The sequence below is a fragment of the Paenalcaligenes niemegkensis genome (assembly GCF_022230885.1).
Classification (GTDB): Bacteria; Pseudomonadota; Gammaproteobacteria; order Burkholderiales; family Burkholderiaceae_B; genus Paenalcaligenes; species Paenalcaligenes niemegkensis.
In genome coordinates, this window is the sequence record NZ_JAKGCT010000004.1 from 179,653 (window position 1) to 193,898 (window position 14,246).

The window sequence follows — 14,246 nt, forward strand, 5'->3', positions numbered from 1 at the left end:
TACGTCGTTTGGCCTTTTAGCACATTTCGTCTTCTCCGTTAAGAGCATAAATGCAAATTAGGGCCATGCTGTTTAAAAATGTTAAAACATCAGCAAATATGCGGGTTACAGCGTATTATTTGCTTGACACAAGGCCTAATCATAGGCTTAATACGGCTTAGCTTGCTACGAGCCATAAAGCAATGTGTGCTCGGGCAGTATCCGCTGCGAGCGGATAACGTGTACTTAGCATCATTGCTAAATTTTTATGGAAAGCGGGTTTGAATTCTTCGAATCCGGCTACTACAAACATCAGGGGTATTCCTTAAATGAACAAAACCGAGCTTATCGACTTCATTTCTAACAAGGCGGACCTGTCTAAGGCGGATGCTGGTCGTGCGCTAGATGCGTTCATCGACGCCGTAACCACCACGCTAAAAGAAAAAGACACGGTAACGTTGGTCGGTTTCGGCACTTTCGCTGTGTCAGAGCGTGCAGCCCGTACAGGCCGCAACCCACGCACCGGTGAAACAATCGAAATTCAGGAAGCCATCGTTCCTAAGTTCCGTCCAGGAAAAGCACTAAAAGACGCTGTTAACTAAGCTCTTTTAAAATTGCTTGCATTTACTCTGAACTGATCATATAATTCTTTTTCTGGTTTCAGAGCACAACGAATGATAAATGGGTGCTTAGCTCAGCTGGTAGAGCGGCGCCCTTACAAGGCGTAGGTCACAGGTTCGACCCCTGTAGCACCCACCATTAATCAAGTTGTAAGATTAAGGGCTTAGTCTCATCGCTAGGCTCTTTTTTAATTTGCTCGCCATTTTCTTGAAGATCAAATGGGTGCTTAGCTCAGCTGGTAGAGCGGCGCCCTTACAAGGCGTAGGTCACAGGTTCGACCCCTGTAGCACCCACCATTTGATTTACAAAAATAGAGTCCGGCTTTTTGGCCTGGCTCTTTTTTTGTCCATTTTCCTCCGGCTCAGCGGCCAGCATACAGATCTTAAAAGGTCGCGGTAGAACGACTTCATAGCGTCGGGCATAGTTCTTGCTTTGCTTATCAAACAGGCTACGGAGGACAGCATGGCAGCTACTGCAAGCAAACGCGCCCTATGGAAGGGTGCCATTTCGTTTGGATTGGTTCATATTCCTATTGCGCTGCATTCGGCAACGACCAGCCAAGGCGTGGATTTTGATTGGCTGGATAAGCGCACTATGGACCCGGTGGGCTACAAGCGTATCAATAAGGTTACGGGTAAGGAAATCAGCCGGGACAATATCACCAAGGGCGTGGAGTATAGCGAGGGTGAGTATGTGATACTTTCTGCCGAGGAAATTGCGGCTGCTTATCCCACGACGACGCAGACCGTCGAAATTGAATCGTTTGTTTCCATTGATGATGTGCCTTTCGTTTACCTGGAACGGCCATACTACACATCTCCAATCGGCAAAGGTGATAAGGTCTACGCGCTATTGCGTGAAGTGCTGCGAAAGACGGGCAAGGTCGGCCTGGCCAAGGTGGTAATCCAGACCAAACAGCATCTGGCCATACTCATGGCCTGCGGCCCTGCACTCATATTGAACCTGTTGCGATGGGAGGACGAGGTCCGTTCGTGGGATGAGCTGAATTTGCCGCCCATAGGCGTTAAAGCAGCCGGATTGACGGATAAAGAGATGCAGATGGGTGAGCAGCTGGTCGAAGATATGAGCGGACCATGGAGGCCTGAGGTGTTCACCGACTCCTTCAAAGAGCAAATCCTGGCTTTGGTAAAGGAAAAAGTGGAGGCGGGCGAGACAGAAACTGTTGGCGAGCCAGAGTCACATGAGACTGAGGCTGGCGGTGCGAAAATTTTGGATCTGACCGAGATGCTGCAACGCAGTTTAGGCAAACGGACTGAATCCCCGCTCAGAAGCGTGCCGGGAAGACTGGCAAGGCGACCGCGAAAGCGGTCAGTAATAAAAGCAGCAACACAGCTAAAAAAGCCGCAGCCAGGAAAGGGGCGAAGAAAGCGTCCAAGGTAGCGGCAAAAAGAAAGCTGGAGCGGCCAAGTCTTCGTCGCGTGGCCGCAAGGCAGCATGAGACGCCTATGGCCCGCGATCCTCTCGTACCATACAAATCCAAACGAAATTTTTCCCTAACTCCAGAGCCCGAGCAGGGTGGCACGGCTAACGATGGCGCACCTGTCTTTGTCATACAGAAGCACTGGGCGCGCAGCTTGCATTACGATTTCCGCCTGGAACTGGATGGCGTCATGAAAAGCTGGGCCATACCGAAGGGGCCGAGCCTGGATCCGGCCGACAAGCGCATGGCGGTTCATGTCGAGGACCATCCGCTTTCCTACAATCAATTTGAAGGCCAGATTCCGAAAGGCGAATATGGAGCGGGCAAAGTCATTATCTGGGATCGGGGCACGTGGACGCCGGAGCCTGACCCGCGCAAAGCATACCGTGCCGGAAAATTGAAGTTTGTCTTGAATGGCAGCAAACTTCAAGGGGGCTGGGCTCTTGTTCGAATGCGCGGTGATACCCGCAAGCAGGATGCCTGGCTGCTTATCAAGGAAAAAGATGAGTTTGCCAGACCGGCGTTGTCATTCAGTGTTGTGGACGAGTTACCCGATAGCGTGGGGCCTGAGCAAAACGAGAGAAGTCAGCCCAAGCGCAAGAGTTCGGTAAAAACGGTACCTAAAGGGGCTGTCCGTGACATGGCGTTCATGAAAGCTCCCAAAGCGACACTTCCCGAGTCCTTCAAGCCGCAGCTTGCCACCTTGGCCGATGCGCCGCCTCCTGACCCGCAGTCTTGGCTTTACGAGCTTAAATTTGACGGTTACCGCTTGCTCGCTCGAATCGATAAAGGAAAAGTCCGGCTTATGACGCGCAATGCTCATGACTGGACCGATCGCTTACCGCATTTGGCTAAGGCGCTTCTGTCGCTGAAACTACCCTCTGGATGGTATGACGGAGAAATCGTCCTGATTAATGACCGGGGGCTACCGGATTTTCAGGCGTTACAGAACGCCTTTGACAGTGCAAAAACCAGCAGTATCCGCTATTTCCTATTCGATCTGCCTTACTTCCAGGGGGCCGACCTTCGGGGTCTGCCTCTGACACGGCGTCGCGAAGCTCTTGAGCATGCCTTGCAGGGCGCCATCGTCGGCGAGGGGAGCGTAGTGCAGTTGAGCGCCATTTTCGATGCCTCTTTGCGCGACATTCAGGAGAGTGCGTGCCGACTGGGTTTGGAAGGAGTTATTGCCAAGCACCAGGACTCACCTTATGTGTCCAGGCGCTCGAAGTCATGGCTCAAGCTCAAGTGTGGCCATCGGCAAGAGTTTGTCATCGGCGGCTATACGCAACCGCGGGGCACCCGTATCGGCATCGGTGCTTTGTTGCTGGGTGTACATGATGAGCACGGCATACTGCGCTATGCCGGAAAAGTGGGTACCGGATTTAGCAGCCGCAGTCTGCGGGATATCCATCAGCGACTGGATGCACTGCAATCGAATAAGAGACCTTTTGGCGAAGACGTCCCCGGCGAGCAGCTTGCGCACTGGGTAGAGCCCACGTTGTTGGCCGAAGTTTCGTTTGCGCAATGGACTAGCGGTGGTCGAATACGCCATGCGGTATTTCACGGCTTGCGTAGTGATAAAGCCGCGAAGGCCATTATCCGGGAGGAAAACATGACAGCGACAACGTTGGCACCCAAAGCGAATACGCCTGCAGGAAAACAGAAGAAAGAGAGTCCTCAATCCGTCGCAAAAACCAAGGCAAGTGCCGCCGCGACATCTCGCCTGGGGCAATTAAGGGTGACGCATCCAGAGCGTGTTGTGGATTTCACGACAAAAACCAGGAAAATCGATGTTGTTCGCTATTACGGACTGATTGCGCCATTGATGATGCCGCATTTGAAGGGACGACCGGTTTCGCTCGTACGGGCTCCGGACGGTGTAAAGGGCCAGATATTTTTTCAAAAGCATCTTGAGACGAACAAGATGGCAGGCATGCGCTCCTTGCCGGCCAGGCTAGATCCGGGGCACGATCCCCTTGTCGAAGTAAGCGCAGAAAAGGGCCTGAGTTCGGCGGCGCAGATGAACGTTATGGAATTTCATACATGGAACGCTGTCAACACGCTGATAGGCAAACCAGACAGAATGACGTTTGACTTGGATCCTGGTAAAGGTGTCGACTGGGCATTGATGCAGCAAGCTGCTTTGCTTTTACAGGTATTCTTGAGTGAGCTAGGTCTGACGGCCTTTGTGAAAACCAGCGGCGGCAAGGGCCTGCATGTGGTTGTTCCTCTGCAGCGGCGGCATGACTGGGAGACGGTCAAAGGGGTGTCCCAGGCTGTTGTGCAGCATTTGGCCAAGACCTTTCCTAAGCGGTTTGCGGCCAAAAGCGGGCCCCGGAATCGAGTAGGCAAGATATTTATCGATTATCTGCGCAATGGATGGGGCGCCACCACCGTGTCGGCCTGGTCGTTGCGTGCACGCCCCGGAATGGGCGTATCCGTACCCATTGAATGGGATGAGGTTGAGCAGATCACCAGCGCTACTCAATGGCATATCGGCAACATCCATGAACGGCTTGACGTTGGCAATGCGCCCTGGGCTGAGTACGCGAGTTCGGCTGCCACTCTGACGCAAGCGATGAGAACTTTGAAGTACAGCCGTGCCTAGAGGCCTGCCTGTGAGGGCAGGCTCGTTGGGGCGGGCTTCGACGTTCTTGTCAACTTAGCGGTTAACCACGTGCTTGGGTAGCAAAAGGATGAGCAGGCCTGCCGCAACCAGACAAACAGCGAACATAATTAAACCTGTCTCTGACGACTGGGTCAGGTCTTTTAAAATGCCCATCAGATAAGTAGCTCCGATTCCGCCTAGCGTAGAAAGAGAAGCGATAAGGGCTATGCCTGCTGCGGCGGCTCGGCCAGCCAGGAAGGTGCTCGGAATACACCAGAAAACCGGGAAGGTAGCCATCAAACCTATATTAGCAAGAGAGAACAACACGACGGTAATAACAGGGTCCAGGCTAAAGAAAGTGCTGGCCCAGATACTGCCGGCCGCGAGAAAAGCCGGGAGGGCAATGTGCCATCGGCGCTCTCGATGTTTGTCTGAACTCATACCGTTAAGCACTAATGCGGCGACGGCCAATATACTTGATACACCTGTAAGCAAGCCTATGTGTGTATTGCTGCTGACACCGGAGTCTCTAATCAGGGTAGGCAACCAGAAATTCAGACCGTAGACAGCCATCATCAGGAAAATATCGACCACGCCTAATAACCATACTCTTGCGCTCGCAAAGGCTTCGCGCACTGACGTGTGGGATTGTGAGCTCTGATCTTTTTGTAGCGTATCGAGCAACACTTTCTTTTCGCCGGAATCTAGCCATTTGGCATCTTGCACCCCATTAGGCAGATACATCAAGATAAGCAGGCCAAGCAACACTGAGGGTATGGCTTCAAGTAAAAACATCCACTGCCAGCCAGACATGCTTTGCACGCCATCGAAGGCACTCAGGATCCATCCGGAGAGCGGGCCTCCGATCATACTCGACAAAGGAATGCCCAGAAGGAACAGCGCCATGATCTTGCCACGTCTGAAGGTAGGAAACCAGAAGGTGATGTAGAGCATCACGCCTGGATAGAAGCCCGCTTCAGCGACACCGAGCAAGAAGCGCAATACGTAAAACTGGGTGGGGGTCGTAACAAGCATCATGCATGCTGAAATCAAGCCCCAGGTGATCATAATGCGTGCTATCCATACCTTTGCACCCATTCGTTGCAAAACCAGATTGCTGGGTACCTCGAAAAGCATATAGCCAATAAAAAAGAGGCCCGCTCCCAGGCCATAGACTGTCTCACTAAAGCCCAGATCGCTTTGCATTTGTAGCTTTGCAAAGCCGATATTGATTTTATCGAGGTAAGCGGCGATGTAACAGACACAGAGCAGAGGGATGATTCGCCAGGCCACTTTGCTATATAACGCTTCCGTCGAGGTGTCCGTGTCGAGACTGACAGGCAGGCTCGCTGGGTAGGGCTGTGACATTCTTATTCTCCTTGTTGGCTCGTTTAGATTGCGAGTCCGAACGGGTGGTGTGGTTTTGCTTGAGAGTGCGGGGAAAATGACCTAGCGATGGCCGGCTGGCTTCCGCATGACGCTGTCGGGACAAGGGCGCATTGCACTGATTTTTTGTTGTGACTCCACTTTTGTCTCCAGGAAATGATTGGACTTTTAAGCCTATACATAGTGTAGGCACTGTTAGTTTGCGTTTTTTTTAAGGGGGAGTTTATCGATTATTAATAAGAGTTATTGGATGAATGACAAAGAATAGCGTTTTTCAAGGTATGTAAAGAATAAATTGATTGAGTAAACGCTAAAATTAGGGTTTTACCTTACCTTGTGAAGTTGTTAATAAGCATTGTGTACGCTATATTTTCTCAGTCTTGGATAATAGGCGAGGAACTCCTTCGCCATTTTCTTTGACAACTACGCTATTGAACTCGCTGTTTTCCCATGAATGAGGATGGGCGTTGGGAGAAGAGCTTCAGTAAAAATTACGCCTGATAATAGGGCAGCACAAGGAAAAATAATGAGAAGAAAGGAAGCAGGAGGAGCAGTGTGTACCGTTATGAGATTGGCTTTGGCGGGGGCGACAGCAATCGCATCAATGGGGGCCTGGGCTGATGATTCGGTGAACATTTACGGAACCGCAGATATCTGGGCAGGTAGCAGTAAGGAATTGGGCAAGGGGAGCAGTCAGCGGCAACTGCAGTCCGGAGGGATGCAGACTTCGTACTTTGGCTTAAGCGGCAGTGAAAATCTGGGAGACGGGTTAAAGGCAGTCTTTGCCATTGAGGCTTTTATACGTATGAACGACGGGCAGTTAGGTCGTTACGACGGGGATGACTTTTTTCCCGAAGCGCTTATGCCGGGCTGGAAGGAGACTGGGGACGAATAACGCTGGGACGAACGACCACGCCTTACTTTATATCGACAATTTTATTTAACCCTTTAGCCGGGTCGTTTGCCTTTTCACCTGCTATTTATTACACCTATATGGGAAACGGTATCGTCGAGGCACCCCTGAAGGGCGATTCCAGTTGGAGCAAATCAGTGCTCTATAACTCTCCTGCTATTGGCGGTATGACGCTAAGCCTGCAATACGCAAGAGGGTCAGCAGAGGAAGCAGTAGATTTGGAAAAAGAAAACGGAGCGCAGAAGCTGGGAGGAAACGTAGTCTACGAGCAGGGCCCTTTCAGTGCAACGGTAGCAATGCAGCAGCTTAATTTTTCAAGAAACGCGGGCGATTTGGGTTCAGACTTTAGGAATCAACGGGCTCTTTTAGCTGGCTTGGCTTATGATTTTTCATCATTTAAGCTGTATGGCCAATATCAGTCAATACAGAATAAGTACCAAAGTGCCAAGTCTAGAATAAACAGCGCTCAAGTCGGCGTCAGAGTACCGACCAGTACGGCCGGGGCGGTTCTGGCGTCGTATGCTCATGCAAAAACCTCGGGTTTCGTAAGCGATAGTCGCAACACGTGGGCGGTTGCGTACGAGCATTCCCTTTCAAAGCGCACACAATTGTACGGAAGCTATTTCCGTGATTCGGTGCGAAGTGCAGGGCAAGGTAGCAATGTTGGTGTAGGTATTAAACACACATTTTAATAGCGGGGAAATGGCGTCGATAATGCCATTTCCTAAGCCTTGACGCTAGCGAGCACTGTTTGAACGATAGAGTTTCCCCATTGCTTGCGCTGAGCGGCGGACATCAGATCTCGCGATAAGAATGCCGATAGCGTGTACTGATTCGACAAATAGAAATAACCCAGACCCATAATGCTCATATACAAGTCGACGGTATCTACATCGGCTCTGAAGGCCTTTGTTTCTATGCCTTTGCGCACTACGCCCTGAAGCACAGACAGTGCAGGAGAGAGAAATTCGCCCAAAGAGGAACCTATGTTTTTTAGGTGTTTGCCTTTAAGCAGGTTTTCAGTATTGAGCAAAATAATGAATTCAGGGTTCTTTTGATAGTAGTCCCACATGAATCTCACGATGTCGCTGAGCGCTTGCTCGGGCGAGTCTGTGTCTAGCGTCAGCGCATGCTCGGCTTGGATCAGTTTGTGATAGACGTTCTTCAATACCGCGGCGAAAAGTTTGTCTTTGTTGCCAAAGTGGTAGTAGATCAGGCTTTCGTAGCACTTAGCCTGTTTGGCAATATTTTTACTGTTGCTCCAGCATAACCGTTACGGGCAAAAACGAACTCGGCAGCTTCCAGAATAGTATCGCTGGTAGTGTTGCTGACGCGAGAGCGTCGTGCTGGTTTAGTGGCGCCTAGCGGTTCTTCGTTCTTCGTGTTGGGCAAAGACATGTTGGCATCTGCAAAAATAAATAAATAGGTAAGCGCAGCGTGTGGACTTATTGCTCAGTCAATCTACCCCTCAATAATAACTCATACACTCGGCCGTCCCAACAATGGGAGATTATTCATAGCGTATACGCTTCATCTAGGTGTAAACACCATTGAATTTGACTGAACACTCAAATAAGATTTGAGTGTTCGCTCAAATAAGTAAATGGATAGGAGAAACTGATGCAAAACTATGTGACCAACACGTGGTACCCCTTAACCTGGTCTCGCGATATCGGCCGTGAGCTCAGCGCCCATCGAATCATAGAGAAAGATGTCGTGTTATTTCGCAGCACCGAAGGCACAGTCATCGCTATGGAAGATGCCTGCCCTCATCGTTTGCTGCCGCTGTCTATGGGGAAGCTAAAAGGTGACCATGTGGAGTGTGGTTATCACGGTGTAACTTTTGATTGTGCTGGGTCGTGTGTACGTGTTCCGGGCCAGGATATGGTGCCTGCTAACGCTCGGGTACAGACCTATCCGACACATGAGAACATGGGCCTGGTCTGGATATGGATGGGAGACCCTGAGCTGGCCGACCCAGCGACCGTATTTGACTTAGAGCAGTACCATGATCCGAGCTGGACCTCGGTAGAAGGCGATGCGCTGCATATCAGAGCCAACTATCTAAGCCTTGCCGACAACCTCTGTGATCCTGCTCATGTCAGCTTTGTTCATCAGACCACCTTAGGAAATGCAGCTGGCGAAGATGTGCCAGTGCAATATGCTCAGGAAGAAGGGAAGATGCTGACGTGGCGCTGGGTCAACGATGCACCGCCGATTCCTTTGTTTGCCAAGTTCGGCAACTTTAAGGGAAATGTAGACCGCTGGCATTACTACCATTATTACGCCCCGAGCATTGCGATTATTGATTTTGGTTCAGCTGACACGGGTACGGGAGCTCCAGAAGGGAATCGCGACGATTGCATACAGATTTTCGCCTGCCATTTCATGACACCAGTCGATCAGGAAAACTCAATTGATCACTGGCTGCATGTCAAAAACTTTAAGGCAGACGAAGAAACCAACCTTGCGCTATCGGCCTCGTTCAGAGAAGCATTTGCTGAAGACAAAGCCATTCTGGAAGCCATTGAAATTAACGAGAATAAGTACCGTGGACGTAAAAAAATCAAGATAGCGATTGATGCTGCTCCGAGACGTATGCGCAAAATGGTTGAGCAAATGAGCGCTGAAGAAAGTTTGGTTGAGGCTTAAAGGGAATTGTTATGACTGTATTATCCGATCAGCAGACTGTTCCGTTTCTGCTTGGCTGTAACGGAAGGGGGTGCAGCAGTCTTCATTAGGCAACCCCGTATCGCTGGACGAAATCTCTATTCATGAGCAGTTCAGGCTTGTGAAAGAGTCAGGGGTATTCGATTATTTTGACCGCATTGCCTTGCGCTCCAACATTGATGAGTACTTAAGTGCTATCGATACCTATGACTTACCGGTTCACAGCGCCAGTTGGTTCTATAAGCTGGGGCAAGATGACCAGTTGCTCATGGAGAATCTGCAGATCTGCAAAGAAATTGGTGCTCGTTGCCATAACATCATGACCTTCAAACACCACCAAGATGGCCATGAGTTATCGGACGGTGAGATTGTGGATCACTACCTGCAGGTCTATGACCAAGGAATGAAACTTGGGGTAGAGCCCAGCTTCGAGCTGCATGTCAATATGTGGACTGAAGACTTTCTTCGGGTAAGCAGCACCGCTGATCAGGTTCAGGCGCGAGGCGTTCCTTTTAACTTCACGCTGGATTACAGCCATGTGGTGTTCAAGATGAACCAGCCCACTGAGTTGGCGCTTTCGCAGGTTGAGGCAGCGGTAGCAAGCGGGGATGTGATTCTTGACCCTTTTGAGCCTGACTCATTGTGCGACGAATGGCTAAGTAAAAACATAGTGAAATGGACGCAATTGCGTACGGTAGCGCCAAATCAGCCGGCCAACCTATGGCATAAAAATGAAGATGGACAGTTCGCGCGTGGTATCCAGTACCCCATGGTCAAGCCGGAGCCTGGCGAATGGCATTCGCCTTGGAATGCCTACTTGCTGGAACCTTCCAAAGAGGCAATACGCAAAGTCTTACGCTATCACATCACACATCCCGAAAGCCCGCTTGCTTATATCACAACCGAGATGATCAATTTGCCTGACTACGGTTTAGGCGCGCGTTACGACTTGTTTGAACAGAATGTGGCTGCGGCCCGTTTTATTCGCAACGCCTGGAAAGAAATTCAGGCCCTGCATGCAGCAGAGCTGATTACCGCTTAAGTTACTAAGGAAATACCATGAAAACACGAGCAGCCGTAGCCTGGAAGGCAGGAGCGCCATTAACCATTGAAGAGGTTGATTTGGCGGCCCCCAGGGCAGGAGAAGTCCTGGTTGAAATGAAGGCGACCGGAATTTGTCATACCGATTATTACACCTTGTCAGGCGCTGATCCCGAGGGGTTGTTTCCTGCGATCCTTGGGCATGAGGGGGCGGGCATCGTACTGGAGACAGGCCCCGGCGTCGTGGGCTTACGTCCCGGTGACCATGTGATTCCGCTCTACACACCTGAGTGTAGGCAATGTAAGTCGTGCTTATCGCGTAAAACCAATTTATGTACCGCAATACGGTCAACCCAAGGACAAGGCATGATGCCAGATGGCACTTCCCGCTTTTCACTGGAGGGCCAGCCACTGCATCACTATATGGGTACGTCTACCTTTGCTAACCATATTGTGGTTCCGGAAATTGCCCTGGCGAAAATTCGTAGCGATGCTCCTTTTGACAAGGTGTGCTATATCGGATGCGGCGTCACCACAGGAATAGGTGCCGTACTTTTCACAGCCAAGGTCGAGGCAGGCGCCAGTGTTGTGGTCTTTGGCTTGGGTGGCATTGGTTTGAATGTCATCCAGGGAGCCAAAATGGTGGGCGCCGATAAAATCATCGGTGTTGATCTGAACCCCGAGCGCGAAGCTATGGCCCGGCAATTCGGTATGACTCACTTCGTCAACCCTAATGACGTCGAGAATGTGGTGGATCACATTATTCAGCTCACAGACGGTGGAGCGGATTATTCCTTTGAATGTATTGGCAATACCAAAGTCATGCGTCAGGCCCTGGAGTGCTGTCATCGTGGCTGGGGGCAGTCGATTATTATTGGTGTGGCAGAGGCAGGGGCCGAAATCTCTACCCGTCCTTTTCAACTGGTGACAGGCCGCGAATGGAAAGGCTCTGCTTTTGGCGGTGCCCGCGGACGTACCGATGTACCAAAAATCGTTGACTGGTATATGGAAGGTAAGCTCGATATCGATAGCCTGATCACGCATACCTTGTCGCTCGACGAAATCAATCATGGCTTTGACCTCATGACACGAGGTGAATCCATACGTTCAGTGGTGGTGTACTAATGAATGGGCGCGTCGTAATTCTTGGGGCAGGGCAAGCGGGGGGCAGCGCGGCTGCCTTGCTACGTCAACATGGCTATCAGGGATCAGTGACACTGGTAGGAGAAGAGTTTGAGCCGCCTTATCAGCGTCCTCCTCTTTCTAAAGCGTGGCTCAAAGGGCAGGTGTCTGCTGGCGATCTCTATATGAAGCCCGTCTCTTTCTATGCTGATAAGCAGATTGATCTGCGGCTGGGACGGCGCGCTTTGCAAGTGGATCCACAGCAGAAAAGGGTGCACTTTGATGATGATTCCTATTTGGAGTTCGATCATCTGATTCTGGCATGTGGTGCTCGCGCACGGCATCTAAGCAATGTCGATACGTCGTTGAAAGGAGTTCATTATTTGCGCAGCATGGCGCATGCCAGCAGTCTTAAAGAAACCTTGGCCAGCAGCCGCCACTTGGTGATTGTAGGCGGGGGTTTTATTGGTTTGGAAGTGGCAGCTTCAGCCAGGGCCTTAGGGGTAGAGGTCACCGTACTCGAGCGCGAACCCAGACTTCTTTCCCGGCTGGCGTCTCAAACGGTTTCCAGCTATTTGTTTGAGCTGCATCGTTCGCAAGAGGTTCGTATTTTGCAGAATGTGGAGCTGGCAGCGATTGAAGGTTCGGGAACTGTTCAGGCCGTCATACTGAGCGATGGTCAGCGGCTGGAGTGCGATACCGTGTTGATCGGTATCGGATCCATTCCCAATGCTGAGCTGGCGCAGCAGTCAGGTCTGCATTGTGATCAGGGGGTGATTGTTGATGATTCTGCATTAAGCAGCAACCCTGCGGTTTCGGCTATTGGCGATATGACGCGCCGGCCGGCTATCGGTGCGGGTTCGGCGCTGGTCCGACTGGAAAGTGTGCCAAGTTCGCTAGAGCAGGCCAGGCAGGTAGCCTTGAGGCTGTGTGGGAAACCAGCTGCAGCGCAGGAGCTGCCCTGGTTTTGGTCTGATCAATACAGCACGAAGCTGCAGATGGCCGGCTTGACCATAGGCTCAACCCGCACGGTTGTTCGAGGCAATATCCAAGAAGGCCGGTTCTCCGTTTTCCATTTTGCAGCCACCACACTTGTTGCGGCAGAGTGCATCAACTCACCACGGGATTTCATGGTTGCACGTAAAGCTATCGTGGCAGCGCCAGAAGTCGATATAGAAGCCCTGGAAAGCTCCCAGGAGACGCTTGAAACCGTGCTGGCGTAATTTTAATAAGCCCATTACTTAAGGGTCGATGACGATGGTAAATGTTACATACATAGAATTTGACGGCACAAAGCACGAAGTGCAAGTGGAAGTCGGTAATAGTTTAATGAAAGGAGCCGTGTATAACGGTGTTCCTGGCATTGATGCGGAGTGTGGCGGGGCATGTGCGTGTGCAACCTGTCACGTTTACATAGAAGGCGAGTGGTTTGACCGCCTTCCCGGCGCCCAGGACGAAGAAAGCGGCATGCTTGAGTTTGCCAATGAGCCTCAGGAGCGTTCTCGTCTTTCATGTCAAATCAAGGTCACTTCGGATATGGATGGATTGGTCGTGCGTATGCCGGAGTTCCAGAGTTAAGGAAACAGGGGCTGCCCAAAAGGGAGGCTTAGCGTGCAGTGACACTTGAGAGGTCAAACAGGAGACAAGAATGCATAATATACAGATACTTTCTTTTATACGTGAGCAAGCGATACAACAGCGTCAGGGGCACCCGGGGCCCCGGCCATTTAAAGCCGCCAAGACGGCGCACTTGATTATTGATATGCAAAACGGCTTTTTAGAGCCAGGAGCCGCAGTCGAAGTGCCGATGGCCAGAGAAATCGTAGGCAACGTAAATCGCATTAGTCTGGCAGTCAGACAGGCGGGAGGCATCAATGCCTTCCTGCGTTTTACCCATGATCCTGCTGAGAAACGCCCCTGGAACAGCTGGTATTATTCTTTATGCAGTCCCCAGGTATCGGCAGAACGGCGGAATGCATTTACTCGCGGGGCTCACGAGGGCGAACTATGGCCAGGTCTTGACGTGAGCGATGACGACTGGATTTTAGATAAAACACGTTTTAGTGCTTTTGTGCAGGGTACCTGTGATCTGGATCAGCGTTTGCAAGAGGCTGGTATCGAAACAGTCATTATCAGTGGGACGCTGACTAACTGCTGCTCAGAAGCTACAGCCCGGGATGCACATCAGCTAGGCTACAACGTGATGTTTTTAACCGATGCCAATGCAGCCTTGTCTGACGAAGAGCACAACGCATCCCTAAACAACTTGTACGTCAACTTTGCCGATCTGGTGGCTACAGATGAATTGCTTAGCTTGCTGGGAGAACAGCGAAAGTCGACGGAAACTCCGGTAAAGGCTGCCTTTGAGATGCCCGTTTAACCCTGAATTTGATATATGCAACGAACAAATAATTGGTTCGTTTCGCTTGGGGTGCTTGCTAGACTGAATTTACGTTTTTATTTAA

General features: G+C 50.9%; 14 protein-coding genes and 2 tRNA genes. 13 read left to right on the plus strand and 3 right to left on the minus strand.

Annotation, left to right across the window (positions count from 1 at the left end):
- The first annotated feature begins 308 nt into the window (after positions 1 to 308).
- From L1889_RS04765 to ligD, 5 genes are all read left to right on the plus strand, one after another.
- Positions 309 to 581, plus strand: coding sequence for an HU family DNA-binding protein (locus tag L1889_RS04765; RefSeq protein ID WP_238664154.1), 273 nt, complete (start codon positions 309 to 311; stop codon positions 579 to 581).
- An 81-nt stretch (positions 582 to 662) separates the two neighbouring features.
- Positions 663 to 738, plus strand: a tRNA-Val gene (locus tag L1889_RS04770).
- Between the two features lie 82 nt (positions 739 to 820).
- Positions 821 to 896: transfer RNA gene (locus L1889_RS04775), tRNA-Val, on the plus strand.
- A gap of 166 nt (positions 897 to 1,062) precedes the next feature.
- Positions 1,063 to 2,001, plus strand: a complete 939-nt coding sequence (gene ku, locus L1889_RS04780; RefSeq protein WP_238664155.1) for a non-homologous end joining protein Ku — start codon at positions 1,063 to 1,065, stop codon at positions 1,999 to 2,001.
- 65 nt (positions 2,002 to 2,066) lie between these two features.
- The gene (ligD, locus tag L1889_RS04785; protein WP_238664157.1) at positions 2,067 to 4,649 is read left to right on the plus strand and encodes a DNA ligase D; all 2,583 of its coding nucleotides are present in this window, start codon (positions 2,067 to 2,069) and stop codon (positions 4,647 to 4,649) included.
- A 54-nt stretch (positions 4,650 to 4,703) separates the two neighbouring features.
- Here the strand turns inward: ligD and L1889_RS04790 are convergent, their stop codons facing one another.
- The gene (locus tag L1889_RS04790) at positions 4,704 to 6,017 is read right to left on the minus strand and encodes an MFS transporter (protein ID WP_238664159.1); all 1,314 of its coding nucleotides are present in this window, start codon (positions 6,015 to 6,017) and stop codon (positions 4,704 to 4,706) included.
- Between the two features lie 544 nt (positions 6,018 to 6,561).
- Here L1889_RS04790 and L1889_RS18355 point away from each other — a divergent pair.
- Together L1889_RS18355 and L1889_RS04795 are read left to right on the plus strand one after the other, a co-directional pair.
- Entirely contained in the window at positions 6,562 to 6,930 is a 369-nt protein-coding gene (locus tag L1889_RS18355; protein WP_257793849.1) for a porin, read from the plus strand.
- Positions 6,931 to 6,932: 2 nt separating this feature from the next.
- On the plus strand, positions 6,933 to 7,640 hold the full coding sequence (locus tag L1889_RS04795) for a porin (RefSeq protein WP_257793933.1): 708 nt from the start codon (positions 6,933 to 6,935) through the stop codon (positions 7,638 to 7,640).
- Positions 7,641 to 7,672: 32 nt separating this feature from the next.
- Here L1889_RS04795 and L1889_RS04800 read toward each other — a convergent pair whose 3' ends face one another.
- Together L1889_RS04800 and L1889_RS04805 are read right to left on the minus strand one after the other, a co-directional pair.
- Positions 7,673 to 8,116 (minus strand): hypothetical protein, encoded by a 444-nt coding sequence (locus L1889_RS04800; RefSeq protein ID WP_238664160.1) that lies wholly within the window; start codon positions 8,114 to 8,116, stop codon positions 7,673 to 7,675.
- A 44-nt stretch (positions 8,117 to 8,160) separates the two neighbouring features.
- The gene (locus L1889_RS04805) at positions 8,161 to 8,346 is read right to left on the minus strand and encodes a hypothetical protein (protein WP_238664161.1); all 186 of its coding nucleotides are present in this window, start codon (positions 8,344 to 8,346) and stop codon (positions 8,161 to 8,163) included.
- A 222-nt stretch (positions 8,347 to 8,568) separates the two neighbouring features.
- Between L1889_RS04805 and L1889_RS04810 the strand changes: the two genes are divergently transcribed.
- From L1889_RS04810 to L1889_RS04835, 6 genes are all read left to right on the plus strand, one after another.
- Complete coding sequence (locus L1889_RS04810) at positions 8,569 to 9,600, plus strand: aromatic ring-hydroxylating dioxygenase subunit alpha (RefSeq protein ID WP_238664162.1); 1,032 nt, start codon at positions 8,569 to 8,571, stop codon at positions 9,598 to 9,600.
- A 70-nt stretch (positions 9,601 to 9,670) separates the two neighbouring features.
- A complete protein-coding gene (locus L1889_RS04815; protein WP_238664163.1) occupies positions 9,671 to 10,660 on the plus strand; it encodes an IolE/MocC family protein in 990 nt (329 codons plus the stop codon).
- 17 nt (positions 10,661 to 10,677) lie between these two features.
- On the plus strand, positions 10,678 to 11,784 hold the full coding sequence (locus L1889_RS04820) for an S-(hydroxymethyl)glutathione dehydrogenase/class III alcohol dehydrogenase (protein WP_238664164.1): 1,107 nt from the start codon (positions 10,678 to 10,680) through the stop codon (positions 11,782 to 11,784).
- Entirely contained in the window at positions 11,784 to 13,004 is a 1,221-nt protein-coding gene (locus L1889_RS04825; RefSeq protein WP_238664165.1) for an NAD(P)/FAD-dependent oxidoreductase, read from the plus strand. Before L1889_RS04820 ends, L1889_RS04825 begins: the two co-directional genes overlap by 1 nt.
- A gap of 34 nt (positions 13,005 to 13,038) precedes the next feature.
- Entirely contained in the window at positions 13,039 to 13,359 is a 321-nt protein-coding gene (locus L1889_RS04830; RefSeq protein ID WP_238664166.1) for a 2Fe-2S iron-sulfur cluster-binding protein, read from the plus strand.
- Between the two features lie 70 nt (positions 13,360 to 13,429).
- The gene (locus tag L1889_RS04835; protein ID WP_238664167.1) at positions 13,430 to 14,161 is read left to right on the plus strand and encodes a cysteine hydrolase family protein; all 732 of its coding nucleotides are present in this window, start codon (positions 13,430 to 13,432) and stop codon (positions 14,159 to 14,161) included.
- The last annotated feature ends 85 nt before the right edge of the window (positions 14,162 to 14,246 follow it).